The organism is Mesorhizobium sp. L2C066B000 (assembly GCF_000502335.1).
In the GTDB taxonomy this organism is placed as follows: Bacteria; Pseudomonadota; Alphaproteobacteria; order Rhizobiales; family Rhizobiaceae; genus Mesorhizobium.
Genome location: NZ_AYWZ01000010.1, coordinates 86,393 through 111,438, shown reverse-complemented (window position 1 = coordinate 111,438; position 25,046 = coordinate 86,393). Strand labels below are relative to the sequence as shown.

The 25,046-nt window shown below is 62.8% G+C and carries 26 protein-coding genes and 2 pseudogenes; 13 read left to right on the top strand and 15 right to left on the bottom strand.

Annotation, left to right across the window (positions count from 1 at the left end; all coding sequences use genetic code 11):
• The first annotated feature begins 57 nt into the window (after window positions 1-57).
• The gene (locus X733_RS146000) at window positions 58-684 is read left to right on the top strand and encodes a glutathione S-transferase family protein (protein ID WP_023805843.1); all 627 of its coding nucleotides are present in this window, start codon (window positions 58-60) and stop codon (window positions 682-684) included.
• Window positions 685-693: 9 nt separating this feature from the next.
• Here X733_RS146000 and X733_RS146005 read toward each other — a convergent pair whose 3' ends face one another.
• From X733_RS146005 to X733_RS1000000168355, 5 genes and pseudogenes are all read right to left on the bottom strand, one after another.
• The gene (locus X733_RS146005; protein WP_023819295.1) at window positions 694-1,938 is read right to left on the bottom strand and encodes a DUF6596 domain-containing protein; all 1,245 of its coding nucleotides are present in this window, start codon (window positions 1,936-1,938) and stop codon (window positions 694-696) included.
• A gap of 7 nt (window positions 1,939-1,945) precedes the next feature.
• Complete coding sequence (locus tag X733_RS146010) at window positions 1,946-2,314, bottom strand: YciI family protein (protein ID WP_023819294.1); 369 nt, start codon at window positions 2,312-2,314, stop codon at window positions 1,946-1,948.
• A gap of 211 nt (window positions 2,315-2,525) precedes the next feature.
• Window positions 2,526-3,218, bottom strand: a complete 693-nt coding sequence (locus X733_RS1000000170285) for a hypothetical protein (RefSeq protein ID WP_196813749.1) — start codon at window positions 3,216-3,218, stop codon at window positions 2,526-2,528.
• Between the two features lie 71 nt (window positions 3,219-3,289).
• Window positions 3,290-3,618, bottom strand: a pseudogene (locus X733_RS01000000166410) (DUF393 domain-containing protein).
• A 269-nt stretch (window positions 3,619-3,887) separates the two neighbouring features.
• Entirely contained in the window at window positions 3,888-4,037 is a 150-nt protein-coding gene (locus X733_RS1000000168355) for a hypothetical protein (protein ID WP_196813601.1), read from the bottom strand.
• A gap of 345 nt (window positions 4,038-4,382) precedes the next feature.
• On the opposite strand from X733_RS1000000168355, the gene X733_RS146015 reads away from it, so the two are divergent.
• Window positions 4,383-5,249 carry a Ku protein gene (locus tag X733_RS146015; protein ID WP_023672038.1) on the top strand — a complete coding sequence of 289 codons (867 nt, stop codon included), beginning with the start codon at window positions 4,383-4,385 and terminating at the stop codon, window positions 5,247-5,249.
• Window positions 5,250-5,260: 11 nt separating this feature from the next.
• Window positions 5,261-7,771: a DNA ligase D gene (ligD, locus tag X733_RS146020; protein WP_023819293.1), complete on the top strand. Its 2,511-nt coding sequence runs from the start codon at window positions 5,261-5,263 to the stop codon at window positions 7,769-7,771.
• 111 nt (window positions 7,772-7,882) lie between these two features.
• On the opposite strand, the gene X733_RS146025 is transcribed toward ligD, so the two are convergent.
• Window positions 7,883-8,587 (bottom strand): winged helix-turn-helix domain-containing protein, encoded by a 705-nt coding sequence (locus X733_RS146025; protein ID WP_023819292.1) that lies wholly within the window; start codon window positions 8,585-8,587, stop codon window positions 7,883-7,885.
• A gap of 69 nt (window positions 8,588-8,656) precedes the next feature.
• Between X733_RS146025 and X733_RS146030 the strand changes: the two genes are divergently transcribed.
• The 3 genes from X733_RS146030 to X733_RS146040 all read left to right on the top strand — a co-directional run bounded on the left by X733_RS146030 (window position 8,657) and on the right by X733_RS146040 (window position 9,643).
• A complete protein-coding gene (locus X733_RS146030; RefSeq protein ID WP_023819291.1) occupies window positions 8,657-8,860 on the top strand; it encodes a DUF1127 domain-containing protein in 204 nt (67 codons plus the stop codon).
• A gap of 85 nt (window positions 8,861-8,945) precedes the next feature.
• On the top strand, window positions 8,946-9,302 hold the full coding sequence (locus X733_RS146035; RefSeq protein WP_023692959.1) for an NIPSNAP family protein: 357 nt from the start codon (window positions 8,946-8,948) through the stop codon (window positions 9,300-9,302).
• Window positions 9,299-9,643: an antibiotic biosynthesis monooxygenase gene (locus tag X733_RS146040; protein WP_023819290.1), complete on the top strand. Its 345-nt coding sequence runs from the start codon at window positions 9,299-9,301 to the stop codon at window positions 9,641-9,643. The genes X733_RS146035 and X733_RS146040 overlap by 4 nt, the downstream gene beginning before the upstream one ends.
• Window positions 9,644-9,803: 160 nt before the next feature.
• On the opposite strand, the gene mbfA is transcribed toward X733_RS146040, so the two are convergent.
• Window positions 9,804-10,787, bottom strand: a complete 984-nt coding sequence (gene mbfA / locus X733_RS146045; RefSeq protein WP_023673250.1) for an iron exporter MbfA — start codon at window positions 10,785-10,787, stop codon at window positions 9,804-9,806.
• 163 nt (window positions 10,788-10,950) lie between these two features.
• Here mbfA and X733_RS146050 point away from each other — a divergent pair, with 163 nt between their 5' ends.
• The gene (locus tag X733_RS146050; protein ID WP_023728762.1) at window positions 10,951-11,271 is read left to right on the top strand and encodes a hypothetical protein; all 321 of its coding nucleotides are present in this window, start codon (window positions 10,951-10,953) and stop codon (window positions 11,269-11,271) included.
• Between the two features lie 118 nt (window positions 11,272-11,389).
• Here X733_RS146050 and X733_RS1000000168350 read toward each other — a convergent pair.
• From X733_RS1000000168350 to X733_RS1000000169680, 4 genes and pseudogenes are all read right to left on the bottom strand, one after another.
• Window positions 11,390-11,761 (bottom strand): annotated as a pseudogene (locus tag X733_RS1000000168350) (endonuclease domain-containing protein).
• Between the two features lie 91 nt (window positions 11,762-11,852).
• Window positions 11,853-12,224, bottom strand: coding sequence for a hypothetical protein (locus X733_RS146060; RefSeq protein ID WP_023819288.1), 372 nt, complete (start codon window positions 12,222-12,224; stop codon window positions 11,853-11,855).
• A gap of 315 nt (window positions 12,225-12,539) precedes the next feature.
• Window positions 12,540-12,944, bottom strand: coding sequence for a hypothetical protein (locus X733_RS146065; protein ID WP_245274467.1), 405 nt, complete (start codon window positions 12,942-12,944; stop codon window positions 12,540-12,542).
• A gap of 249 nt (window positions 12,945-13,193) precedes the next feature.
• Window positions 13,194-13,661, bottom strand: a complete 468-nt coding sequence (locus X733_RS1000000169680; protein ID WP_245274466.1) for a hypothetical protein — start codon at window positions 13,659-13,661, stop codon at window positions 13,194-13,196.
• 229 nt (window positions 13,662-13,890) lie between these two features.
• Between X733_RS1000000169680 and X733_RS146070 the strand changes: the two genes are divergently transcribed.
• The gene (locus X733_RS146070; protein WP_196813745.1) at window positions 13,891-15,792 is read left to right on the top strand and encodes an ATP-dependent helicase; all 1,902 of its coding nucleotides are present in this window, start codon (window positions 13,891-13,893) and stop codon (window positions 15,790-15,792) included.
• Between the two features lie 80 nt (window positions 15,793-15,872).
• On the opposite strand, the gene lepA is transcribed toward X733_RS146070, so the two are convergent.
• Together lepA and X733_RS146080 are read right to left on the bottom strand one after the other, a co-directional pair.
• The gene (gene lepA, locus X733_RS146075) at window positions 15,873-17,678 is read right to left on the bottom strand and encodes a translation elongation factor 4 (RefSeq protein ID WP_023673259.1); all 1,806 of its coding nucleotides are present in this window, start codon (window positions 17,676-17,678) and stop codon (window positions 15,873-15,875) included.
• A 141-nt stretch (window positions 17,679-17,819) separates the two neighbouring features.
• Window positions 17,820-18,191, bottom strand: a complete 372-nt coding sequence (locus tag X733_RS146080; RefSeq protein ID WP_023681256.1) for an endonuclease domain-containing protein — start codon at window positions 18,189-18,191, stop codon at window positions 17,820-17,822.
• Window positions 18,192-18,385: 194 nt separating this feature from the next.
• On the opposite strand from X733_RS146080, the gene X733_RS146085 reads away from it, so the two are divergent.
• The 3 genes from X733_RS146085 (at window position 18,386) to msrA (ending at window position 20,288) form a co-directional block, all read left to right on the top strand.
• Window positions 18,386-19,087, top strand: a complete 702-nt coding sequence (locus tag X733_RS146085) for a DUF1223 domain-containing protein (protein WP_023755324.1) — start codon at window positions 18,386-18,388, stop codon at window positions 19,085-19,087.
• A gap of 79 nt (window positions 19,088-19,166) precedes the next feature.
• Window positions 19,167-19,451 (top strand): hypothetical protein, encoded by a 285-nt coding sequence (locus X733_RS146090; RefSeq protein ID WP_023755325.1) that lies wholly within the window; start codon window positions 19,167-19,169, stop codon window positions 19,449-19,451.
• A gap of 111 nt (window positions 19,452-19,562) precedes the next feature.
• The gene (msrA, locus tag X733_RS146095) at window positions 19,563-20,288 is read left to right on the top strand and encodes a peptide-methionine (S)-S-oxide reductase MsrA (protein ID WP_023710365.1); all 726 of its coding nucleotides are present in this window, start codon (window positions 19,563-19,565) and stop codon (window positions 20,286-20,288) included.
• A gap of 246 nt (window positions 20,289-20,534) precedes the next feature.
• Here msrA and X733_RS146100 read toward each other — a convergent pair whose 3' ends face one another.
• Both X733_RS146100 and X733_RS146105 read right to left on the bottom strand, forming a co-directional pair.
• Entirely contained in the window at window positions 20,535-21,539 is a 1,005-nt protein-coding gene (locus X733_RS146100) for a cytochrome d ubiquinol oxidase subunit II (RefSeq protein ID WP_023701932.1), read from the bottom strand.
• A gap of 108 nt (window positions 21,540-21,647) precedes the next feature.
• Window positions 21,648-23,009, bottom strand: coding sequence for a cytochrome ubiquinol oxidase subunit I (locus X733_RS146105; RefSeq protein ID WP_023714441.1), 1,362 nt, complete (start codon window positions 23,007-23,009; stop codon window positions 21,648-21,650).
• Window positions 23,010-23,279: 270 nt separating this feature from the next.
• Here X733_RS146105 and X733_RS146110 point away from each other — a divergent pair, with 270 nt between their 5' ends.
• Together X733_RS146110 and X733_RS146115 are read left to right on the top strand one after the other, a co-directional pair.
• Window positions 23,280-24,206, top strand: coding sequence for an ABC transporter ATP-binding protein (locus tag X733_RS146110; RefSeq protein ID WP_023696074.1), 927 nt, complete (start codon window positions 23,280-23,282; stop codon window positions 24,204-24,206).
• On the top strand, window positions 24,203-24,964 hold the full coding sequence (locus X733_RS146115; RefSeq protein WP_023681263.1) for an ABC transporter permease: 762 nt from the start codon (window positions 24,203-24,205) through the stop codon (window positions 24,962-24,964). Before X733_RS146110 ends, X733_RS146115 begins: the two co-directional genes overlap by 4 nt.
• Window positions 24,965-25,046: the final 82 nt, after the last annotated feature.

Below are 25,046 nucleotides of genomic sequence, written 5' to 3'. Positions count from 1 at the left end.
GGCGGCTTCAGGGTCAAATCGCCCCGGCCTGCTTCGCGCGGGCAGGGGGAGAATCACATGTACAAGCTTTACACGCGCCCAGGCAGCGGCGGTTTTGTCGTCGAGGCCGCATTGGCGCTGGCAAACGCGCAATTCGACCAGATCGATGTGCCGAAGAAGGATCCGCCGGACCCGGCTTTCCTCGACATCAGCCCGTTGAACCAGGTTCCGGTGCTGACCTTGCCCAACGGTCAATCGATAACCGAATCGGCGGCGATCTGCATCCTGCTTGCCGAGCGCCATCCGGAGGCGGGTCTGGCGCCGGCCGCCGGATCGCCGGATCGCGCCGGTTTCCTGCGCTGGATGGCGTTCATGTCGTCGGCGCTCTACCCCGCCATCCTGCGCCTCTACTATGCCCATCGCTACACCACCGATGCCGACGGCAAGAAAGCCGTCAAGCAGGCAGCCATTGCCGAGATGGACCGCGGCTTCGCCATTGTCGATGCAGCCCTCGAGGGGCGCGGCTGGCTGGTCGGCGACGCGATGTCGCTGGCCGACATCTACCTCGTCATGCTGGTGGCCTGGCACCCCGACATGGACAAGGCGCGGGCCGACTGGCCGAACATCGAACGCTTATGGTCGGCGCTGCGCGCGCATCCGCTGATGAAACGGCTCAACACCACACATGAGATGTGGCCGGCCTGAACGGACGCTTCAATTTCGCAGGATCGCCCGTTTCGCTTGCAGGAAGCGGCGCACGGCCGGGTCGCGTTCAAGGCCGATCGCCCGGTCATAGGCCTCGACCGCTTGCGCCGCATTGCCGAGCCTGGCCAGCAGGCCGGCGCGGGCGGCCCAGTAGGGCTGGTAGTCGTTGAGCCGCTTGTCGTCCCCCAGCACGTAGAGCGCCGCCAGTCCTGCCGCCGCCCCTTCGGCCTCGGCAATCGCCACGGCGCGGTTGATCGAAATCACCGGCGAGCCTGATATCGCCGACAGCGCATCGTAGAAGTTACGGATCGCCGCCCAATCGGTTTGGCCGGTCCGTCGCCGCGTCGCATGCACCGATTGTACCGCCGCTTCGAGCTGATAGCGGCCGATGACGCCCATGGTGGCGGCGCGGCCCAGCAGCGCCTCGGCTTCGTCGATCAGTGCGTGATCCCAAAGACGGCAATCCTGGTCGGCGAGCGGCACATAATCTCCAGCCGCATCGCGCCGCGCCGGGCGCCGCGCCTCGGCAAACAGCATCAGCGCCAGCAGGCCGAGCGCTTCCGGTTCGTCCGGCATCAGTGACGCCACCAGCCGCCCGAGCCAGATGCCTTCGGTCGCCAGATTGCGCGCTCTCGTCTCGGTCCCTGCCGGGTCGGTCCAGCCTTCGGCGAAAGCCGCGTAGATCGCTTCCAGCACCGTTCCCAGCCGCTCGCCGAGTTCGGCGCGATCCGGCACGCGGAACGGAATGCCGATCTCGCGGATGCGGCTCTTGGCGCGCACCAGACGCTGGCCCATCGTCGCCGGCGAAACCAGGAAGGCCGAGGCGATCGTCGCCGCGTCGAAACCCAGAACCGTCTGCAGGATCAGCGGCGCCCGCACGCTGGCTTCGATCGCCGGATGCGCACAGGCAAACATCAGCCTGAGACGTTCGTCGGGAAGGTCTTCGTCTTCCATGCTCGCCTCCATCTCCTCGGCCATCAGCTTGAGATGGTCGCGGCTCGCCTCGCTGGTCAGCCGACGGCGCACCGCGTCGACGCGCCGCCGGCGCGCCACGGCCAGCAGCCATGCTTCCGGCTTCTCGGGCACGCCGGTCTGTGGCCAGCGCTCAAGGGCCGCGGCAAAGGCCTCGGCCAGCGCGTCCTCGGTGCCGGCTACGTCGCGGGTGCGCGCAGCAAGGTAGGCGACCAGCTTGCCGTAACTCTGCCGGGCGGCCGCTTCGGCCGCCGCCCGCGCGACGTTCGGGCGATTGTCCATCACGGTGTCATTTCTTGGGCATGTAGTCGGCCATTTCCCAGATCGGCCGCAACTCGACCGTGCCGGCGCTCGCCGCCGGACAGCGCGCCGCCCAGTCGATGGCGGTATCGATATCGGCCGCCTCGATCATGTAGAAGCCGGCAAGCTGCTCCTTGGTGTCGGCATAGGGGCCGTCGATCACGTTGGTCTTGCCGTCTGTGATCCGCACCGAGGTGGTCGCCTGGGTCGGGCGCAACCGTTCGCCGGCGAGCCATGCGCCGGATTTCTTCAACGCTTCGGTATAGGCGGCATATGCTGCGCTCATCTGCCGAGCCCTCTCGATTGGCGTGTTCGCCTGCGCGGCTTCGTCGCTGTTGATCAAAAGCATGTATCGCATGGGTCTTCTCCCGTGGTTTCGAAGGCCGCATCCTATTGGGGCCAGACGTATGTCGCGCGGCGGCGGCCGATTTCGACAGGCTTCAGAAAAAACTTTCGCCTCCGCCAGGAGATTTCGCAAGGACCAGATGTTCCTCCGTCTGCTGGCGGATGACCGGCAGCGGACTGGCCGTGGCTCCGCACAGCACTATCCTCTGTCGTTGGCGGGCACGTCACACGAGGCATGGGAGAAGAGAATGGAACTCATGACCCACAAGAAATTCAAGAACGGCCGGTTGATGCCATGCGGCAAAGGCACGGTCGTCAGCGGTGCGAAAGGCACCGTCTATCTCTGCGGCAACACCGCGACATCGGCTGACTACGATCCGGCCGGCAAGAAGGGTGGCGGCTTCGCCGGCGATGCCGCGGCGCAGTGGCGGGAAGTTCTCGGCAACATCAAATCGGATCTGGAAGAACTTGGCAGCGGGCTCGACCATCTCATCAGGCTGACCTTTTTCGTCAAAGGGCCCATTTCCCGACGGCGGCGTCCTCAGCTCGCCTAATTTTCGTCTCGACGTGCTGGACGCGTTTTTCGCCGAGCATTGTCCGAAGCATTGTAGCGACAACAATCCGCCGCCTTCGGAGGCAATCGGCGTCGCAGCGCTTGCCCAGGCAGACATCGTCATCGAGATCGTCGCCGTCGCGGCGCTGCCGGACTGAGGCGCGAACGAACAGGCCGGCCTTGCGCGACGTCGCCATTGCGATCGAAGCGCGTCGGCCGCCGCGCCGGTGCGGGTTTTGCGCCAGGCCTCGGCCTTGCCCAGTGAGCGCCCGGCGACGAGCAGGATCAGGCGTGGCTCGCTCTCCAGCAATTGCACGATGCGGCCGCCGAAAATGCCATAGCCGCCAACGACCAGAAGCCTCATCGCGCCGCTCTTTTTGCGTATGTCGTTTTCCCAGAACGGAGGTCATTTTTGGGTGACATGCGATTAGCCGATCACGCGCGCACGTATCGCGGCGGACAGGATCTCGCAACTGTCCTTGCGGCCGAACATGCGTAGCGGTTTTTGGCGATGCGTTCGTAGAGCCAGTCACGCAAGGGGCGCGGGATGAGCAGCAGGGCCTTCGCCGCCGGCCACGGCCAGCCGAGTTCGGCGGCCATCACCGCGATGAAACTGTCCAGCCGCATGAAGGGAGCGCCGCCGACAAGGACCAGATTGGTCTCGTAGCTGTCGGTGCGCAGCCCGTATCTCTGGAACAGCCCTCGCCGAAGGGCGACTGCGCCGTGGCGAAGCGGAAGCGGTTTTTGCGGTCGAGCCCGACCACCGTGCGTACGAAGCCCGAGCACAGCACGCAGACGCCGTCGAAAACGATCAATGGCTGGTTGGCATCGAAGGGTTCAGGAGAAGAAGTCACGGGACATCCGGCAACTTGTGTCTTCAGACACTAAGCCCGCCGGCAGCGGGATCAAAGCCGCGGCGTTGTCGCACGGCTTCTCGCGGCCAGCGCGGGGCGCTCGGCGCGATAGGTGGTTGCGCGGGGATCGGCCTCCGGTCTGCAGATCCGGCTGTCGTGACGCGTTTCGAACGTCATGATCAGTGCGCGCCGAGCGAGCTGCCGCGACGGGCGCAGGCCGGACCCGGGCCGCGCATGTAGTAGCGCTCCGGCCGATAGGTCGGCGCGATGAACTCGCGGATGGCGGCGGCATAGCCGGCGATGTGGCCCCAGAATTTCATTTTACTCAAGTCCCTGTCCCGATTTTCGGATGTCCCGTCCGATTGCGGGGATCATAGTGTCGAGGCGTGAATAGTCGGTGAACACGATGTTAATCTTTGGTCGAAAACCCCATGCTTCGTGGCCGGAATGCGGCTGTTTGGGGGTCTTTCGGTGTAGTTCGTCGCCATTTCCGGCATTGTGACTTTTACATCACATATGTTTCGTCTGGATGTCGCTTGGGCGCGGTTCTGTTTCAGATTTGGCGAGCCTCTCGAAATTTCCATGCTCGCTGCCGAAATGCCCCTGGTTGCGCGCCCGGAACCGGAACGGGCCTTGCCCGTTCTCGCTTGAACCGCATCGCGCAGGAGTTCGCCATGGCACCTCGCCCCGCCTGGAAGGGCTATCTGAAACTGTCGCTGGTCACCTGCGCTGTCGAACTGACCAACGTCGTCACCCACGCCGAAAAAGTTTCGTTCCGGGTGCTCAACCGCAAGACCGGCAACACGGTCAAGCGCATCTATGTCGATTCTGAAACCGGCAAGCCGCTGGGCGATGGCGACGAGATCAGGGGCTATGAGGTGAGCCCCGGTGAGTTCGTCTATGTCGAGGACGAAGAGATCGAAGCGGTGCAGATCGAGTCCTCGCACACGATGGCGCTGGACGGCTTCGTCGACAAAGCCTCGATAGAGCAGATCTATCTCGACACGCCCTATTATGTCACGCCCGCCGACAAGGTGTCGGAGGAGGCCTTTGCCGTCATTCGCGATGCCATGGCGGACAAGAAGATGGCCGGGCTGGCGCGCGTCGTGCTCTATAGCCGCGAGCGGCCCGTGGTCATCGAGCCGCGCGGCAAAGGCATGGTGCTGACCACCTTGCGCTACGGCAACACGGTGCGGGAGCCGGAGAGCATCTTCGGCGACATCAAGGCGGTGAAGACCGACCAGGAGATGACCGATATGGCCGAACGCATCATCGACAAGAAGAAGGGGAAGTTCGATCCGTCGACATTCGAGGACAAGTATGAGGACGCGCTGCTCGAACTGATCCGCGCCAAGAAGGCCGGAAAGAAGGCTCCGAAAGCGCAGGCCGCGCCCAAGCCGTCCAATGTCGTCAATCTGTTCGACGCGCTGAAGAAGAGCCTGTCCGATGGCGGCCAGGCGGAAGGCCCGGCGAAGAAGGCCAAGCCGGCGGCAAAAAGCGGCAAGGCGAAAGCTTCTGCGCCCAAGCGCAAGTCGGCTTGAGGGTCGGCGCCGTGGCCAGCCTCGAACAATATCAGTCCAAACGCGATTTCAAGAAGACGGCCGAGCCGGCGGGCAAGGTCGCGCGCGGCAAGCAGCCCGGCGGCATCTTCGTCGTCCAGAAGCACGACGCGACCAGGCTGCACTATGATTTCCGCCTCGAGCATGAGGGCGTGTTGTGGAGCTGGGCGGTGACGCGGGGCCCGAGCCTCGACCCGCACGAGAAGCGGCTGGCCGTGCATGTCGAGGACCACCCGATCGACTATGCCGGCTTCGAGGGCACCATTCCCAAGGGCGAGTATGGCGGCGGCACCGTCATCGTCTGGGACGAAGGCACATGGACGCCGGAGATCGACCCGGCCAAGGCGATGAAGAAGGGCCATATCGACTTCGAACTCAACGGCCAGAAGCTGAATGGGCGGTGGCATCTGGTCAGGTTAAGACCCCGCCCGGGCGAAAAGCGCGACAACTGGCTGCTGATCAAATCCGACGATGCCGCCGCCCGCCCCGGCGAGGATATCCTGAAGGACGCACCGAAATCGGTGAAGTCCGGCCTGACCATCGAAGAGGTCGCGGAAGGCAAGACCGCCGACGGCAAGAAGCCGAAGGTCTGGCACTCCAACAAGCCCGCGGCATCCAGCAAGGCGAAAGCCGGCAAGCGCCTCGACTTCGTCGAGCCGCAGCTGGCGACGCTGGAGCGCGAGGCGCCACCCGGCGAGGACTGGCTGCATGAGGTGAAGTTCGACGGGTACCGCATGCAGGCGCAGATCGCCGGCACGGAGGTGCGGCTGCTGACCCGCACCGGCCTCGACTGGACGGGGAAATTCGGCCCCGAGATCGTCGCGGAACTCGCCCAGCTGAAATGCAGCGACGCCATCATCGATGGCGAGATCGTCGTGCTCGCCGACAGCGGCGTTTCGTCCTTCTCGCTGCTGCAGCAGGATCTCTCCGCCAATCGAACCGACCGCTTCACCTACTATGTGTTCGACCTGATGCGGCTTGAGGGCAAGGATTTGCGCCGCGAGCCGCTGGTCGAGCGCAAGCAGGCGCTGCAGGAGTTGCTCGGCGAGACGGCCGAAAATGCCGCCGTCCGCTTCAGCGACCATTTCGCTGAGCCCGGCAAGATCATGCTGCAGCACGCCTGCCGCATGGGCCTCGAAGGCATCGTCTCCAAGCGCGCCGATGCGCCCTACCGCAGCGGCCGTGGCCCAAGCTGGGTGAAGTCGAAATGCACGGCCCGCCAGGAATTCGTCATCGGCGGGTATCTGCCCTCGGACAAGACCGGCCGCGGCCTGCGTTCGCTGCTGGTCGGCTACCACGAGGGCGGCAAGCTCCACTATGCCGGCCGCGTCGGCACGGGCTTCACAGCCAGGAGCGCCACCGATTTGAAGAAAAAACTCGATGCGCTGAAGGCAGACGCCTCGCCGTTTGCCGCCGCGGTGCCAAAGGGCAAGGGTTTGGTCTGGGTCAGGCCCGAACTTGTCGGCGAAGTGGAGTTCCGCAGCTGGACCTCGGACCGTATAATACGCCACGCGTCGTTCCAGGGACTGCGCGAGGACAAGCCGGCGGAGGAAGTCGTGCAGGAAAAGCCATCGAAGGCGGCAAACAAGGCAAAGCCGGCGGCAGGCGGCGCCGGCAAGGCCGCCGGGGCTAAGGCGCCCGCGACGATCACGACCAGCGTAAAACTATCCCATCCCGACAAGCTGCTGTGGCCCGAGGAAAAAATATCCAAGCAGGACTTGCTCGAACACTACGCGCTGGTCTGGCCGCGCATGGAGCAGTTCATCGTCAACCGGCCGCTCAGCCTGGTCAGGGCGCCGGATGGCATCGGCGGTCCGCGCTTCTTCCAGAAACATGCTTCGGCCGGCATGAGCGACAAGATTGCCCGCATGAAGGATCCGACCGATGGCGAGGAAATCCTGTTCATCCGCGATTTCGACGGCCTTGCCGCCTTGGTCCAGTATGGCGTGGTCGAGGTCCACATCTGGGGCTGCAAGATCGAGGAGCTGGAAAAGCCGGATCAGATCATCTTCGATCTCGATCCCGATGAAGGCGTCGACGTCAAGGCGGTGCGCGAGGCCGCACTCGACATCAGAGGCAAGCTTGACGATCTGTCGCTGCCGAATTTCGTCAAGCCGTCAGGCGGCAAAGGCTATCACGTGCTGGTGCCGCTGAAACCCTCGGCGGATTGGGAGGAAGTCAAAACCTTCTCCCATGATTTCGCCAAGGCGCTGGAGCAGGCCGCGCCCGACCGCTACACGGCGACGCTGTCGAAAAAGGCGCGCACCGGAAAAATCTTCGTCGACTATCTGCGCAACGGCAGGGGCTCGACCACGGTCGCGCCCTACTCTTCCCGCGCCAAGAAGGGCGCGACGGTGTCGATCCCGGTGACCTGGGCGGAGGTCGAAAAAGGGTTAGCGCCGAATTCCTTCCCGATCGGGGGCAAGACGACGCTGAAGGAACTAGCGGAGGCCGATCCGTGGGTGGACTTTTTCAAGCAGGGGAAGGTGCTGAAGCGGGGGTGAGCGTCGCGCGCCTCACCTGCTACGCAAGCGTTCCGTCACACCCCCCTCTGTCCGGCAGGACAGAGGGGGGTGCTGTACCGCCAGCGTCGCCCAATTAGCGCTGCCGAACCTCTACGCCAAAAACACCCGCTCGAACGCCTGCTTCCCCGGCGGTGAAAACACCACCGCGCGGCTGTCCTTCTCCCGCCTTGCCCATTTCTCCGCCAGGATCTTGTCCAGAATAGCCGCGCCCAGCGTTCCCGCAAGGTGCGAGCGGCGCACGCTCCAGTCGAGGCAGGCGCGGCAGACCGGCCGGCGCGGCCTGGCGCCGACATCGATGCCGATGGCGGAAAAATGCGATGCGGCCGACGGCCCGAGCCGGATCTCCCCCGGCCGGGTCTCCCCGAGCCTGATCTCAATGTCGTCGCGCAACAGGATGCCGCGCGCGACGAACCGGTCCAGCATCGCCACCGCCTGCTCGCCGGCGAGGTGGTCGTAGCAGACGCGGGCCACGCGCATGGCGCCGTCGCGCGGGCCGGGCCGCACCCGCTTGGGGCCGACCGCTTCGGCCACCCCGGTGATCGCCTCGATCATGCCGGCAACCTGCGGCCCGGCGAGGCCGTAATAGCGATGCCGTCCCTGGCTGGCCAAAGTTAAAAGCCCGCCCTCCATCAGTTTCGACAGATGCGAGGACGCCGTCGGCAGCGAGACGCCGGCCTCCAGCGCCAGTTCGCTCGCCGTCAAAGCCGTGCCGCCCATCAGCGCATTCAGCATGTTTGCCCGCGCCGGATCGCCGACCAGGCTGGCGATGCGGGCAATGTCGGGTCCTTCACGCATAGTTAGGCCTCCATCGAAGCATTCTCGTCAGATAAGCATTATTGTCGGGCGGGATCAAGGAGAACGCCGATGCCAACCGCTTCCGCCCCACTCGCCAGCCGCCGGCCGTTCCCGTTCGTCACCTGGCTGCAACGGCGGCTTCTCGCCCGCTGGTACGACCGCCATCTGCAGCGGCTAGACCTCGCGGAGGTCAACGACCATCTGCTGCGCGATCTCGGCCTGACCCGTGAGGATGTGCGCCGCGAATGTGCAAGGCCCTTCTGGCAGGCCTGACCGCCAGCGCTTTTGCTTAGCAGACCCTGCGGCACAACGTTTCGACGCCGCTCGAACTATCGATGCGAAACCCAAGGAGATCACGATGACCATCACCTGCTTCATCCGCTATGAGATCGACCCGTTCGGCAAGCCGGCCTTCGAGCAATATGCCAAGGCCTGGGGCCAGGCGATCCCGCGCTGCGGCGCCGATCTGATCGGCTACTACGCCCCGCATGAGGGCTCGGCCACCACCGCCTACGCCGCCTACAGCATCGACAGCCTCGCCGCCTACGAAGCATATCGCGCCCGTCTCGCCGCGGATCCGGCGGGCAAGGCCAATTACGAATTCGCCCGCCGCGAAAAGTTCATCTTGAAAGAGGACCGCATCTTCCTGAAGCTGGTGTCGGGGCCGCATGGACCGCGGCAGCTGTTCCAGACCGCGGTCAAGGAGGAGATATGATCGCTGTCATCTTCGAGGTGCAACCGGCTGAGGGAAAGCGCGATGCCTATCTCTGCATCGCTGCCGAACTGCGGCCGCTGCTCGACGGCATAGACGGTTTCATCTCGATCGAGCGCTTCCAGAGCCTGGGCGATCCCAACCGCGTCCTGTCGCTGTCCTTCTGGCGCGATGAGGAAGCGGTGAAAGCCTGGCGCAACACGGAAGAGCATCGGCAGGCGCAGCATGCGGGCCGCGGCGGAATATTTGCCGGCTATCGGTTGCGGATTGCGCATGTGGTGCGGGATTACGGGCTGACGGAGAGGGACGAGGCGCCAGAGGATAGCAGGGCGGTGAATGGGTGACTAGGTATCGGCGTCGCGCCAGGCCCCCTCATCCGGCCGCTTCGCGGCCACCTTCTCCCCGCTGGGGAGAAGAGACTGGCGCAGGCTTCGAAAATCTCCTCTCCCCTCGGGGAGAGGTCAGCCGAGCGAAGCGGAGGCTGGGTGAGGGGGCGCTTGGCGCTCACGCATTCCCGATCAGCACCCCGGCCGCAAACACCAGCGCCCCGCCCAGCACCACCTGAAACGCTGCGCGCAGGAAGGGCGTCTGCATGTAGCGGTTCTGCACGAAGGCGATCGCCCACAATTCGAAGAACACCACCACGGCCGCCACCGCCGTCGCCGTCCAGAAATGCGGGATGATGTAAGGCAGCGCGTGGCCCAGCCCACCCAGCGTCGTCATGATGCCGACGGTCAGGCCGCGCTTGATGGGCGAGCCACGCCCCGACAGCTTGCCGTCGTCCGAAGCGACTTCGGTAAAGCCCATCGAGATGCCGGCGCCGATCGAGGCGGCGAGGCCGACCAGCAGCGTCTGCCAGGTGTCGTGCGTGGCAAACGCGGCGGCAAAGATCGGCGCCAGTGTCGACACCGAGCCGTCCATCAGCCCGGCCAGTCCCGGCTGCACATAGGTCAGGATGAACTGGCGCTGCTCGGCGCTGGCTTCCTCGTCCTTCACCTCGCCCGGCACAAGTTTCTGCTCCAGCCGATGCGCCGAATTCTCATGGCTTTGCTCGGCCGCTGCAAGGTCGTTGAGCAGTTTTCGGGTCGAGGCGTCGCTGGTGCGCTTGGCCGCCTCGACATAGAAGCGATAGGCCTGCCGCTCCATCTCTTCGGCTTGGCGGCGCACATGCTCGATGCCCAGCGGCCGCACCAGCCAGTCGGGCTTGCGCTCGTAATAGCCTTTCACGTGCTCGCGGCGCAGCAGCGGAATGCGCTCGCCGAAACGCTTGCGGTAGAGCTCGATCAGGGAATCACGATGCCCGTCCTCCTCCTCCGCCATCGCCTCGAACACTTTCGCCGATTGCGGAAAACTGTCCGCCAGCCCGTCGGCATAGGCGCGGTAGATGCGCCCGTCATCCTCTTCGGACGAAATTGCCAGCGCCAGGATCTCCTGTTCCGACAGCGTTTCGAAAGGACGGCGGCCGAAACCGAAGACACGGGAAAGCATGAGAAATTCACCCCAGTTTAGAACAATTCTAAACTAGGCGCTGCAGTCTCCGCGGTCAATCACCAGTCAAGAAATGTTGAAGCGCCGTATTGCAACGCGCTCTTCATTATCGGCAAATGTTCACCTATATTGTCGCGACACGCAAGCGAAAGGCATGAGCAAGATGACGGCAAAGCCGCACGACCACTTCGATCCGAAACCCGTCCTCGATCTGATCGCCAGCATCGAGGCCGATTTGCAGCGGCTGAAAGGCCTGGTCGAACAGCAGGTCGAAAAATTCGACCCCGCCAATCCGCACAACAAGGCGCCCGACGGCAAGCTGACCGAGGAGGGCGTCGAATGCTGCTACCGCCTGTTCGACGAAGGCAGGTCGCGCTACTCGGTCGCCCAGCAGATGAAGATCTCGTTTGCCGCCGCGACGCACCGGTTCAACTCCTGGCGCAAGGCGGGCGGGCCGAAGCGGCAGAGGGCGTTGCTGGGATAATTGGCGAAAGCCGCGGCGGAACCCGATCTCCCCCCTCGTGGGGGAGATGGCCGGCAGACCAGAGGGGGGCACTGTCCCGCCGACCTTTCCCTGCCTAAAGCCCAGCACCGTCATCCGTTCAGGATGCGCCTCCAAGCTCAGCCGCAATCACAATTATGCTGGCAGACATTGTCGATGTCGCGGATGACGTCGTCATTCCAGAACCGCAGGACGGTCCAGCCATCTTGTTCGAGGTGCGATGTCCGCGTTTCTTCACCGGCAGCCGCGCCGGCGTCCGCATGCTGGGCGCCATCGACTTCGATGACCAGCTTCTTCTCCGGGCAAGCGAAATCGACGATGTAGGCGGCAATCGGAAATTGTCGCCGGAAGCCAAGCCCATCAGCCGGTGGGCACGAAGTTCGTTCCAGAGCTTGAGTTCGGCTGGCGTCAGGGCTTTGCGCATCGATCTGGCGTTTGCGCGATGTCGAGGCGGTAGAGGCGTGTGCGGCATTACGATGCTCGGTNATTGACGTCGGCGGGACAGCGCCCCCCTCTGTCCTGCCGGACATCTCCCCCACTTGGGGGGAGATTGGCTGTACTTCCTACGGCGTCAGTTCAATTTCCTCCGTCTCGCCGCCATTGCAGGTGTAGCAGCAATCCTCACATCTTTCCTTGTTGTTGGGGCCGACGCCCCAATAGGTTCCCTCGTCGCCGTCCACCCAGGCGCCGTAGCAGATGGACTCGCCTTCGTCGCACGAGACCGGGATCTGCTTGGTTTCGCCATCGTCGAGATAGAAGTCCTTGTCGTTGCCCGGCCAGACATAGTCGCGGTCCTGGCTGTAGAGCTCGAGGCGCATGGCGTTGGGATGGCTGTTCTTGACGGCGAAGGTGATGTCGGCGGCGTGAGCGGCCGGCGCAAACAGCGCGGCAAGCGAGAGCGCGACGACGACGCGGCGCAGACAAGTGAAAAACATGGTGTTTCCCCCGAGGCAAATCGGCCCCCCGGCCGAGGGAATCAGCATCGCATGATGGCGGCTGACATTGAAGGGCGGGGCGTGACTGATTTTGGGGGGATTGGGAAAGGGCGGAACTGCTGATCTCCTCCCTCGTGGGGGAGATGCCTGGCAAGGCAGAGGGGGGCGCTGTCCCGCCGACCTCTCATTCCTGCAGCCGCGCCATGTCAATTTTAGGCTTGCTGATCCATACGCTGGCGATCCTTCGCGCCCCCTCTGTCCTGCCGGACATCTCCCCCACGAGGGGGGAGATCAGCAGCTTCGGCGCCCCGCCCCTCACTCAACCAGATCGATCGTCTCGGTCGTCTTCTCCACGCAGATGAAACAGCACGTATCGCATGGCTGGTCATTATCCGGCCCGACACCGGCGGAGACCGCATCATTGCCATTCACCCAGGCGCCATAGCAGATGTTCTCGCCGGAATTGCACGAGATCGGCACCGATTTCTGCGAGCTGGGCTCAATCAGGAACACCTGGTCGCCGCCCGGCCACGACATCTTGCGATCACGGCTGAACAGCTCCACCGCCACCGCTTGGCTGCGCAAATTCTTGACGAAGAACGCCATATCGGCGGCATGCGCCGGGGTGGCGATGAGGAGGACGGCAAGGGTGAGGCGGAGCATGGCGGCGGGTTTCCGAATCGGAGACGCACGCTCGCATGGTCGGGGAAGAAGCGCCATCTTCCCTTCTCCCCCTGTGGGAGAAGGTGGCCTCGCGAAGCGAGGTCGGATGAGGGGTGTTCCAGGGAACGCAAGCGTCTCACTCCGCTGGAACACCCCTCATCCGGCTCGGCGCTATCGCGCCGATCCACCTTCCCCCACAAGGGGGGAAGGAAAAGTCAGCGCCCCACCTTCACATGCGGAGCCAGCCGCCGGATCGCGTCAATCACCTCGGCGACTTCAGCAACGTCCATATCCAGCCGGCAAAAGTCAGCACCAGGAACGATAGCCGGCGGCGGGCAGCGGCGCCGAGGTTGGCAGCAAGGGAGAGCCCCACAGCACCATGGCCACCGTCACCACAAACAGCACGGCGGCGATGAGGCCGGTGAGCCGCATCCAGAGTGCAAAGGTGTTCGCCGCGCCGATCAGGACCAGCGCTGCCGCCCACAGCGAGATGCCGCCGACATAGGAGGGAACGCTGGCCTCCAGCCCCGCCGCATTGCCTGATATGATCAAGCTCTCGCCGACGAGGAAGGTGAGGAACCCGGCGGCTACGCACTCGTTGCCCAGCCGCTGGTATTTCATGGTCAGCAGCGCGGTTGCCACCACAAGCGCCACGCCATCGATCGCCCAGAGTGTTTCACGCAGCGGAGCGCTGGTGACGAAGGTGCCGGCCAGGCCGAAGGCGCCACCGATGGCGAGGCCGATTGCGGCGATGGTGTCGAGATTGGAGCGCATCGAGACCTCCCCCATACCGCCTCAGGATACTTCAGGAAGGGATGTTCTCCAATGGCGGCCTCAAGGAGAGGCAGGCTGTTGCAGTACGAACCCGCGCGGTTCACACAAACAACCTCATCTAGTCGCTTTGTAGAAACATCATGAAGCGTGCAGAAACGAGATTGACCACAAAGCTCGATCTCGATCTACAATGAGCCAAACTAAAATAAATAAAGGGAGGGGTGAATTCATGGCTTGGGACGATGACTTGCTGGTGGGAACATCAGCTTATGAAATAGCTGCCGATGCGGCGAATAGGCTTCGTGTAATTGCGGGGCCTGGCACTGGAAAATCGTTCTCTATGAGGAGGCGTGTCGCGCGACTAGTCGAGAGCGGCGCAGATCCAGAGCGAATTTTGGCGGTCACCTTTACTCGAATAGCCGCCGAAGACGTTCGACGAGAGTTGAACAAGCTCGATGTTGAGGGTGCAGACGAGATTCAGGCACGAACCCTACATAGCTTTGCTATGCGGATACTTCGAAAACAGTGGGTGATCAATTTACTTGGACGCGTTACAAGGCCGCTCCTAAATTTCGAAATTGAACCACTCCTATATGATCTCGGAGACAATCGATTTGGCAATAAGGGTGCACGCGAGAAGCGGATTAAGGCATATGAAGCTGCCTTCGCTCGTTCTCAAGACGATGATCCTATAGAGGCGGCAGATGCGGTCGACCGAGAATTTCGACACGCTCTTGTTGACTGGATGACATTTCATAAATGCATTCTTCTCGGCGAGGCGATTCCATTTTTGTACATCTATCTCAGAGATAACCCAGCGTCGCCAGAGTTTGATTTATTCGACTATATTCTGGTCGACGAATATCAAGACCTGAATAAGGTCGAGCAGAGTGTCGTAAAACTCCTTGGACGGGATGCAAACGTCATAATTGTTGGCGATGAGAATCAATCAATCTACAGTTTCAAGCATGCACATCCCGAGGGGATCATCGAGTGGGAGGATGACAATTTAGACCGGTCTGATCACGAATTGACCACCTGCTATCGGTGTCCTGGGCGAGTAGTCTCGATGGCAAACAGCCTTATCGCTCACAACCCGGGGGGCAATGCGCATCCACTAGAGGCACGCCAGGGGAACGGTGACGGCATTGTCAGCATAGTCCAATTCGCAGGAATTGATGAGGAGGCCAATGGGATTGCAGCTGATATTGTACAGAAGATCGCCGCCGGTTCCGATCCCGGCGATATTATCGTTCTAACTCCCAGAAAGAAGCTCGGATTAAAAATTTCAGATGCCCTCCGCGAGGCAGGCATAGCTTGTCGCGACTACCTATCCGAAAGCGAGCTTGAAACGGATGAGGTTACGGAGAAATTGGCGCTCCTCATGGTGGCAGGAGATCGAGATGACCGGCCAGCACTTAGATGGCTCCTAGGGTACGGGAGTAATGATTTTCGAGCGGGGCAATACAGACGCTTACGTGCGAAATGCACGGAACATGACATATCGCCATGGGAAGCTCTTGAGCGGTCTGAGGCTGGTACTTTGCAGTTGCCGCAGTGCCAGACGCTGAGAACTCGATTTAGAGAGATTCAGAATGAAATCGAAATGATCTCGGAGCTGGACAGCGCCTCTGATGTGCTAGATGCACTTTTCCCTCCGGGTGACCCCTCGTTTACGCGCATACGCGAGCTGTTCGAAGGCGAAATCGACGAGGATACCGAGATTAGCGACGTCCGGAAGCTCATTTTGGAGAAAATCTATGAGCCCAATTATCCGGATGACGTCGACTACGTTCGCATAATGACGCTTTATGGAAGCAAGGGGCTAGGGAGCCCCATCTTATATATTACTAGCCTTGTCGATGGCTTGCTCCCTAGGTTTCCGGACGCAGATGACACCCCTGCAGAGGTAGAAAGAAAGCGACAAGAACAAAGGCGCTTATTTTATGTAGCGCTGACGCGAGTTAAATCCGTACCGGACGAAAATAAGCCAGGAGAGCTGACGTTGTCGAGCTTTCGACAATTTGGATATGCGGAAGCATTCAATCTGAATAACGGAAATGCGAACGCACAAGCAAGCCGCTTCCTCGCAGAGCTCGGCCCAAGGCGGCCTGCGCCCGTTAGACGCTGAGATTTTTGACGGCAAGTTTCTGCTGCGCTACGCGATGGAACACCCACCGGGTCGATGCGTCCGGCCGAAGGCCGGACCGCTTAATCGCCCATCTTAAGCGCCTGGATAAACGCCTCCTGCGGAATATCCACCTTGCCGAACTGGCGCATCCGCTTCTTGCCCTCTTTCTGCTTGTCCAGCAGCTTGCGTTTGCGCGAGACGTCGCCGCCATAGCACTTCGCGGTGACGTCCTTGCGCAGCGCCGAGATGGTTTCGCGGGCGATGACCTTGCCGCCGATGGCGGCCTGGATCGGGATCTTGAACAGATGGTTCGGGATCAGCTCCTTCAGCTTTTCGCACATCTGGCGGCCGCGCTTTTCCGCCGCCGTGCGGTGGACCAGCATGGACAGCGCATCGACCGGCTCCTCATTGACCAGGATCGACATTTTTACCAAGTCGCCTTCCTTGTAGTCGGTCAGATGATAGTCGAAGGAGGCGTAGCCCTTGGAGATCGATTTTAGGCGATCATAGAAGTCAAAAACCACTTCGTTGAGCGGCAGGTCGTAGATCAGCATGGCGCGCTTGCCGACATAGGACAGGTCGGCCTGGATGCCGCGCCGGTCCTGGCAGAGCTTCAGGATGCCGCCGAGATAGTCGTCGGGCGTCAATATGGTGGCGCGGATCCACGGCTCCTCGATGGCCGAGATCTTCACCACGTCGGGCATGTCGGCCGGGTTGTGCAGTTCCTTCACCGAGCCGTCATTGAGCAGCAGCCGGTAGACGACGGACGGTGCCGTGGCGATCAGGTCGAGGTTGAACTCGCGCTCCAGCCGCTCCTGGATGATCTCCAGATGCAAGAGGCCGAGGAAGCCGCAGCGGTAGCCGAAGCCGAGCGCCGCACTGGTTTCCATTTCATAGGAGAAGGACGCGTCGTTGAGGCGCAGTTTGCCGACGGCGGCGCGCAGATCCTCGAAATCGGCGGCGTCGACCGGGAACAGGCCGCAGAACACCACCGGCTGCGCCGGCTTGAAGCCGGGCAAAGCATGCGCGGTCTGGCGCTTATCCTCGGTGATGGTGTCGCCGACGCGGGTGTCGGCCACTTCCTTGATCGAGCCGGTGAAGAAGCCGAACTCGCCGGGGCCGAGCTCGTCGACATTGATGCGGGCGGGCGTGAACACGCCGGTGCGCTCGACCAGGTGTTTTGCGCCGGTGCCCATCATGCGGATGGTCGCGCCCTTTTTCAGCACGCCGTCGATGATGCGCACCAGAACGATGACGCCGAGATAAGCGTCGTACCAGCTGTCGACCAGCATGGCTTTCAGCGGTGCCGAGGCATCGCCTTCGCGCGGCGGCGGCAATTGGTGGACGATTGCCTCCAGCACATCGGGAATGCCCAGACCCGTCTTGGCCGAGATCAGCACGGCGTTGGAGGCGTCGATGCCGATGACTTCCTCGACCTGCTCGCGGATGCGCTCGGGCTCGGCGGCCGGCAGGTCGACCTTGTTCAGCACCACGACGATCTCGTGATTGTTGTCGATGGCCTGGTAGACATTGGCCAGCGTCTGCGCCTCGACGCCCTGGGAGGCATCGACGACCAGCAGCGAGCCTTCGCAGGCGGCGAGCGAACGCGACACTTCATAGGCGAAGTCCACATGGCCGGGCGTGTCGATGAGGTTGAGGATATAGTCCTCGCCATTGTTGGCGCGGTATTTCAGCCGCACCGTCTGCGCCTTGATGGTGATGCCGCGCTCGCGCTCGATGTCCATCGAGTCCAGCACCTGCTCCTTCATGTCGCGCAGCTCCAGCCCGCCGGTGGACTGGATCAGCCGGTCGGCAAGCGTGGATTTGCCATGGTCGATATGGGCGACGATGGAGAAATTGCGGATGTGGTCGAGAGGCGTGCTCATGATGGGGCGGCTTTAGCAGGGGCGGGTTGCAGGGGCAAGCGGGGTGGCGGTGCCCTTGCCTTCTCCCCTTGTGGGAGAAGGTGGATCGGCGCGCAGCGCCGAGACGGATGAGGGGTGTTCCAGCTTGACGCCGGCGTTCTTTCACCGCCATGGCTGCAAACTGACATCCCTTACATAAGCGATTATCGTGGTGCAGACGCTGTCCATGTCTTTCAGGACATCGTCGTTCCAAAAGCGCAACACACGAAAGCCTCTCGCCTCCAGTTCCGTTCTACGGGCCTGGTCTGACTCTGAGTCCGCATGCTGACTCCCATCGATCTCGATGATGAGGAGTGATTCAAGACAAGCGAAATCGGCGACGTATTTTCCAACAGGAACTTGGCGCCGAAATTTAATCCGATCGAGCCTGCGGTCACGTAGTTCGTGCCACAGTTTGTCTTCCGCCTCCGTCATTTCACGTCGGAGCGAACGGGCAAAGTTTCGTTTGGCAGGAGCGACGGGCTGATGTGGCATGACGTTAGATTAACCAACGTCTCACTCCGCTGGAACACCCCTCATCCGTCTCGGCGCTTCGCGCCGATCCACCTTCTCCCACAAGGGGAGAAGGCAACGACGCGTCCGCCCCCAATCACGAAGCGGTGAACCATGTAACGAAGCCTCGGGCAGCGACGAAGTGTGGGATGAACCCGCCGCAACGGAGACCCCCGATGACTGGACTTAACCCAAAACGCGCCGGCATGCTGGCTGCCGCAGGCGCGGCGCTGATGATGCTTGGCGGCACCGCCTTCGCCCAGCCGCTCACCGTGGTCGAATTGTTCACCAGCCAGGGCTGTTCGTCTTGCCCGCCGGCCAATGCCAACCTGATCAAGGTCAAGGACCAGCCGGGCGTTCTGGCGCTGTCGTTCAACGTCACCTACTGGGACTATCTCGGCTGGAAAGACATTTTCGGCCGCGAGGAATTTACCCAGCGCCAGGTGCGCTATGAGCCGTCGCTCGGCCGCTCCGGCCCGTTCACGCCGCAGGTGGTGGTCAATGGCGGTGCCGATGCGGTGGGCGCGGCATCAGGCGAGATCGAGCAGCTGATTTCCGCAAGTGGCCGCACGAACGGGCCGACGCTGTCGCTCGACGGCGGCAAGATCAGCATCGGCGCCGGTTCCGCGCCGGCCGGCCGCGCCGATGTCTGGCTGGTCCGCTACAACAAGGGCGTCGTCGAAGTGCCGGTGGCGCGCGGCGAGAACACCGGCCGCACGCTGCCGCATGCCAATGTCGTGCACTCGCTGGAGAAACTCGGCAGCTGGAGCGGCGACGCCACCACACTGCCGCTGCCGGCGGCAAGCGGCGGGCTGAGCACCGCGGTGCTGGTGCAGTCGCCGGGTGGCGGGCCGATCCTGGCTGCAGCCGCCGACTGATTCTTTTTCTACGCAACGCCGCTAGCGCGGCATAACCGGGCTCGCATCCGCGCGCCCTCTTCAAGGAGGAAATACCATCATGACCAAGACCCTGACCGCGCTCGCCCTTGCGCTTTCGATGACCGGCTTCGCCGCCGGCGCCCGTGCCGACGAAGCGACCAACGCCATGAAGCCGGCGATGGCCACCGATGCGATGAAGCCCGTGACCGATGCCATGGCGCCGGCGACCGGTGCCATGAAGCCCGCCGACCCAATGGCGACGAATGCAATGAAACCCGCCACCGACGCCATGAAGCCGGCCGATGCGATGAAGCCCGCAACGGATGCGATGAAGCCGGCGGACGCCATGGCGCCCGCGCAATAAGGCTTGGTCCCATGGCCCGGCCGCACAATGGCCGGGCCGGCGCACGGCAATTTGAGAAACCAGGCGGGACGTTCTGTCGTATAGTCTTCGCCACCATCAAGGAGATCAGACATGACCGGCATTGCAAGGACGAGAACGCCGATCTTCAAGAGCGCGCTTGCCGCGCTCATCGTCGCCGCCGCCGCGGCTGCCTTCTGGCAGAGCCCGGCGCGCTCGGCCGAGGACGCGGTGGTGATCCCGCCGCCGGCAGTGGACGAGAAGGCCGCCAGCGGCAGCGAGAAGGCTATCTTCGCCGGCGGCTGCTTCTGGGGCGTGCAGGGCGTGTTCCAGCACGTCAAGGGCGTGACCAAGGCCGTCTCCGGCTACACCGGCGGCGCCAAGGATGACGCCGTCTACGAAACGGTGGGCAGCGGCCGCACCGGCCACGCCGAATCGGTCGAGATCACCTACGATCCGTCCAAGGTGACGTACGGCCAGCTGCTGCAGGTCTATTTCTCGGTCGCCCACAACCCGACGCAGTTGAACTTCCAGGGCCCCGACTCGGGCACCCAGTACCGCTCGACCATCTTTGCCGAGAACGATGCGCAGCAGAAGATCGCCCAGAGCTACATCGCCCAGCTCGACCAGGCGAAGGTGTTTGCCAAGCCCATCGTCACCACGCTGGAGACGGGCAAAACCTTCTATCCGGCCGAGGAATATCACCAGGACTTTTTGACGCTGAACCCGACCTACCCCTACATCGTCTACAACGACCTGCCCAAGGTGGCGAATTTGAAGGCGCTGTTCCCGGGGTTGTACAGCGAGAAGCCGGTGCTGGTGCTGGCGGGGAAGAGCTGAGGGGCGATAGGACTTGGCCGGACGCAGAGAGCGGCGACGCCCTACCTGAGACGCCAGCGGGACAGCACCCCGCTCTGCCCTTCCGGGCATCTCCCCCTCAAGGGGTGAGATTGGCAGCGTCGCTGACGGTGCTCATCTTGCAAGGTTGGCGAAGGCCGCAGTGAGGAGCTGATCTCCCCCCGAAAGGGGGAGATGGCCGGCAGGCCAGAGGGGGGTGCCTCGCGCAAACCGCGATTAGAGAGCCCTTCAATCATACGTCAGATCCGTCGCCTTCCCGCCGAACACCCGATACGCATAGAACGAATAGAAGATGATCACCGGCAGCACGACCACCGTGCCGGCGAGGATGATGGCCAGGCTTTCCGTCGCCGACGCCGCCTGCCAGATGGTCAGCCTGTCGGGCACCACGAAGGGATAGAACGACCAGGCAAGCCCGGCAAAGCCGAGCGCGAAGATGGCGGCGAGCGTCAGGAACGGCCGCAGCGCGTGGCGATCGTCGGGCTTGGGCAGGTGGAAGGTCTGCCGCCACAGCCACAGGAACAGCAGCGCCGACAGGATCGGCAGCGGCGACAGATAGAGCATTTCGGGCCAGACGAACCATTTGGCGAAGATGCGCGGACTGGCGAATGGGGTCGCCAGCGACACCGCCGCCATGCCGAGCGCGGTCAGCACCAGGGCCGTGCGCAGCCAGGCCACCGCCTTCCTCTGCAATTCGCCCTCGGTCTTGTAGATGACCCAGGCCGCGCCCATCGCTGCATAGGCCGCCGACAGGCAGAGCGCCACCAGCGCGCCGAAAGCGATACCGCCAAAACCGACATCGAGGCCAAGCACATAGACGCCGAGCATATAGCCTTGCGCCAGCGAGGCGATGACGGAACCGAGGAAGAAAATGCGGTTCCAGCGATGCTTCTTGCCGGCGGGCACCTTGGCGCGGAAATCGAAGGCGACGCCGCGCAGGATGAGGCCGACCAAAAGCACGAAGACGGGAATGTAGAGCGCGGTGAGGATGACGCCATGCGCCAGCGGGAAGGCGACCAGGAGCAGGCCGACGGCCAGCACCAGCCAGGTCTCGTTGGCATCCCAGAACGGGCCTATTGCCGCGATCATGGTGTCCTGCTCGGCATCTTCGGCGACCGAGAACAGGATGCCGATGCCGAGATCGAAACCGTCGAGAATGACGTAGATCAGGATGGCGAGGCCCATCAGGCCGGCGAAGATCAGGGGCAGCGCGGTTGGCCAGTCGAAGGTCATCGGTCTGTCATCCCCCTCATCAACGGTTCTGCCCTTCGCTATGGCTCCGGGCGTTCGTCATTCGAAAAGCCAAATCGTTGGCTTTTCGTCCGCTACGCGGACCATTCCTCACTCCGCTGCGGCCGGTTGCGACATCGCCGTCTTCATGACGCCCGGCAGCGGCGAGGTGTCGCCGTCCTTGGCCGCCTTCAGCGCCAGGTGCACCAGCACGCCGAGATAGGCGATCAACAGCAGCACATAGAGGATGAGATAGATGGCGAGCGTCAGCGCGACATGGCTGCCGGCGACTGGGCCGATAGCGTCGGCGGTTTTCAGCACGCCGGTGACCAGCCAGGGCTGGCGGCCGATTTCGGTGGTGTACCAGCCGGCCAGCGTCGCCAGCCAGCCGGAGAGCGCCATCGGCACCATCAGCATGGCCAGCGGCCTCGGCAGGCTGTGGCGGCGCTTGAGGAAGAAGGTCGCCGACCACGAGACGATGAGCATCAAAATGCCGGTGCCGACCATGATGCGGAAGCCCCAGAACACCGGGAAGACCGGCGGATGCAGGCCGGGATAGTCGTTGAGCCCCGGCACGATACCGCTGGTGGAATGGCGCAGCACCAGGCTGGCGCCGTCGGGAATGGCGATCTCCAATTTGTTTTTCTTCGCCGCCTCGTCGGGCAGCGCAAACAGCACCAGCGGCACGTTGGGGCCGGTGTTCCAGTTCGCCTCCATGGCCGCGATCTTCTGCGGCTGGTGCTCCAGCGTATTCAGCCCGTGCTGGTCGCCGGCGAAGATCTGGATCGGGATCAGGATGGCGGCGGTGAAGACGCCGGTGCGCAGCGCCTTCCACATCGATTCCGACCGGTCGCCGGTGAGATAGCGCAGCGCCGACAGGCCGGCGATCAGGAACGACACCGTCAGGCCGGAGGCAAGCAGCATATGCGTCAGACGGTAGGGCATGGACGGGTTGAAGACGATCGCCCACCAGTCGACGGGATGCGCCTTGCCATCGATCATCTCGAAGCCGGCCGGCGTCTGCATCCAGGAGTTCAGCGCAATGATCCAGAAGGCCGACAGCGTGGTGCCGCCGGCGACCAATACCGTCGCCAGCGTGTGGACGCGGTTGGAGACGCGGCGGAACCCGAACAGCATGATGCCGAGGAAGGCCGCTTCGAGGAAGAAGGCGGTGAGGATCTCGTAGGCAAGCAGCGGCCCGGCGATGTTGCCTACATGCTCCATATAGCCCGGCCAGTTGGTGCCGAACTGGAAGCTCATGGTGACGCCCGAGACCACGCCCATGGCGAAGGACAGCGCGAACACCTTTACCCAGGTGAAATAGGCGCGCATCCAGGCGGAATCGCCGGTGGCGTTGTAGCGGAGCTTGAAGAACAGCAGCACCCAGCCAAGCGCAATCGTGATGGTCGGAAACAGGATGTGGAACGAGATATTCGCCCCGAACTGCATTCGCGACAGGATGAGCGGGTCCATGCGGGCTCCGGCTGCTGTTTGTTGGCGCAGAATAGGCGGCGGATGCGGTCCGGTCAAAGCGGCTTGGCGTCACGCGGGGCGCGTTGTCGCAGCAGATCGTATCAAACCGTCAGCGCCCCGACACCCCCATGACGAAACGGCAAAAGGGGAACGTTTGTCCACAATTGTCAGCAGCGGCATTGACTTCCGAGCCTGCACACCGACATTCAGCGCAATAATAATCCCCGCCTCTTTCAAACAGTCGTTTTCGGCCTCATGTCTTCCACGAATTTGCCTTCCATCATTTCGATTGCCGGGGTCACCAAGACCTACGCCACCGGCTTCAAGGCGCTGAAGGAAATCAACCTCGACATCGAACGCGGCGAGATTTTCGCGCTGCTGGGGCCGAACGGCGCCGGCAAGACGACGCTGATCTCGATCGTCTGCGGCATCGTCAACCGTTCGTCGGGAACGGTGACCGTCGACGGCCACGACATCAACCGAGACTACCGCGCCGCGCGCAGCCTGATCGGGCTGGTGCCGCAGGAGTTGACCATCGATGCGTTCGAGAGCGTCTGGGCAACCGTCACCTACAGCCGCGGCCTGTTTGGCAAGGCGCCCAATCCGGGCTTCGTCGAAAAGGTGCTGCGCGACCTGTCGTTGTGGGACAAGAAGGACGCCAAGGCGATCACGCTGTCGGGCGGCATGAAGCGGCGGCTGATGATTGCAAAGGCGCTGTCGCATGAGCCGCGCATCCTGTTCCTCGACGAACCCACGGCCGGCGTCGACGTCGAACTGCGCCAGGACATGTGGGCGATGGTGCGGCGGCTGCGCGACGATGGCGTCACCATCATCCTCACAACGCACTATATCGAAGAGGCCGAGGCGATGGCCGACCGTGTCGGTGTCATCAACCGCGGCGAGATCATCCTGGTCGAGGGCAAGGCCGAACTGATGCGCAAGCTCGGCCGCAAGCGCCTGATCGTGGAATTGCGCAACCCGCTCACCGCCATTCCCGATGCATTCTCGCACTACGCCTTGGAGCTGTCGGGCGATGGCACACAGCTGACCTACACCTATGACAACCAGAGCGAACGCCCCGGCGTCGCATCGCTGCTGCGCGAACTCGAGACGGCCGGCATCCAGTTTCGCGACATGGACACGCAAAACAGCTCGCTCGAGGAGATCTTCGTCAATCTGTTGAGGCAAGAGCCATGAATTGGCGAGCAGTATGGGCGATCTACCGGGTCGAGATGGCGCGTGCGTTCCGCACCGTGCTGCAGAGCATCGTCTCGCCGGTGATCTCGACATCGCTTTATTTCGTCGTCTTCGGCTCGGCCATCGGCTCGCGCATCACCGAGATCGACGGCATCAGCTACGGCGCCTTCATCGTGCCCGGCCTGATCATGCTGTCGCTGTTGACGCAGTCGATCTCCAACGCCTCCTTTGCCATCTATTTCCCGAAATTCGTCGGCTCCATCTACGAGCTCTTGTCGGCGCCGGTGTCGTATCTGGAGATCGTCATCGCCTATGTCGGCGGCGCCGCGACCAAGTCGATCATCCTCGGCTTGATCATCCTGGCGACGGCCTCGCTGTTCGTGCCGCTCACCATCCAGCATCCGTTCTGGATGCTGGCCTTCCTTGTCTTGACGGCGGTGACCTTCAGCCTGTTCGGCTTCATCATCGGCATCTGGGCGAAAAGCTTCGAGCAATTGCAGCTGGTGCCGCTGTTGATCATCACGCCGCTGACCTTCCTCGGCGGCAGCTTCTATTCGATCAACATGCTGCCCGAGACCTGGCGCACGGTGACGCTGTTCAACCCGGTCGTCTACCTGATCAGCGGTTTCCGCTGGAGCTTTTACGGCAAGTCCGATGTCTCGGTCGCCGTCAGCCTGGGCATGACGATGGTGTTCCTCGCCATCTGCATCGCCATCGTCGCTTGGATCTTCCGGACCGGCTACCGGCTGCGCAACTGACCTTGCCGCTCTAAAGCGCGTCGCGTTTGAACGGACTCAGGCGACGCGCATGTCGTTTGCTCAAAATGGGGACCACTTTTGA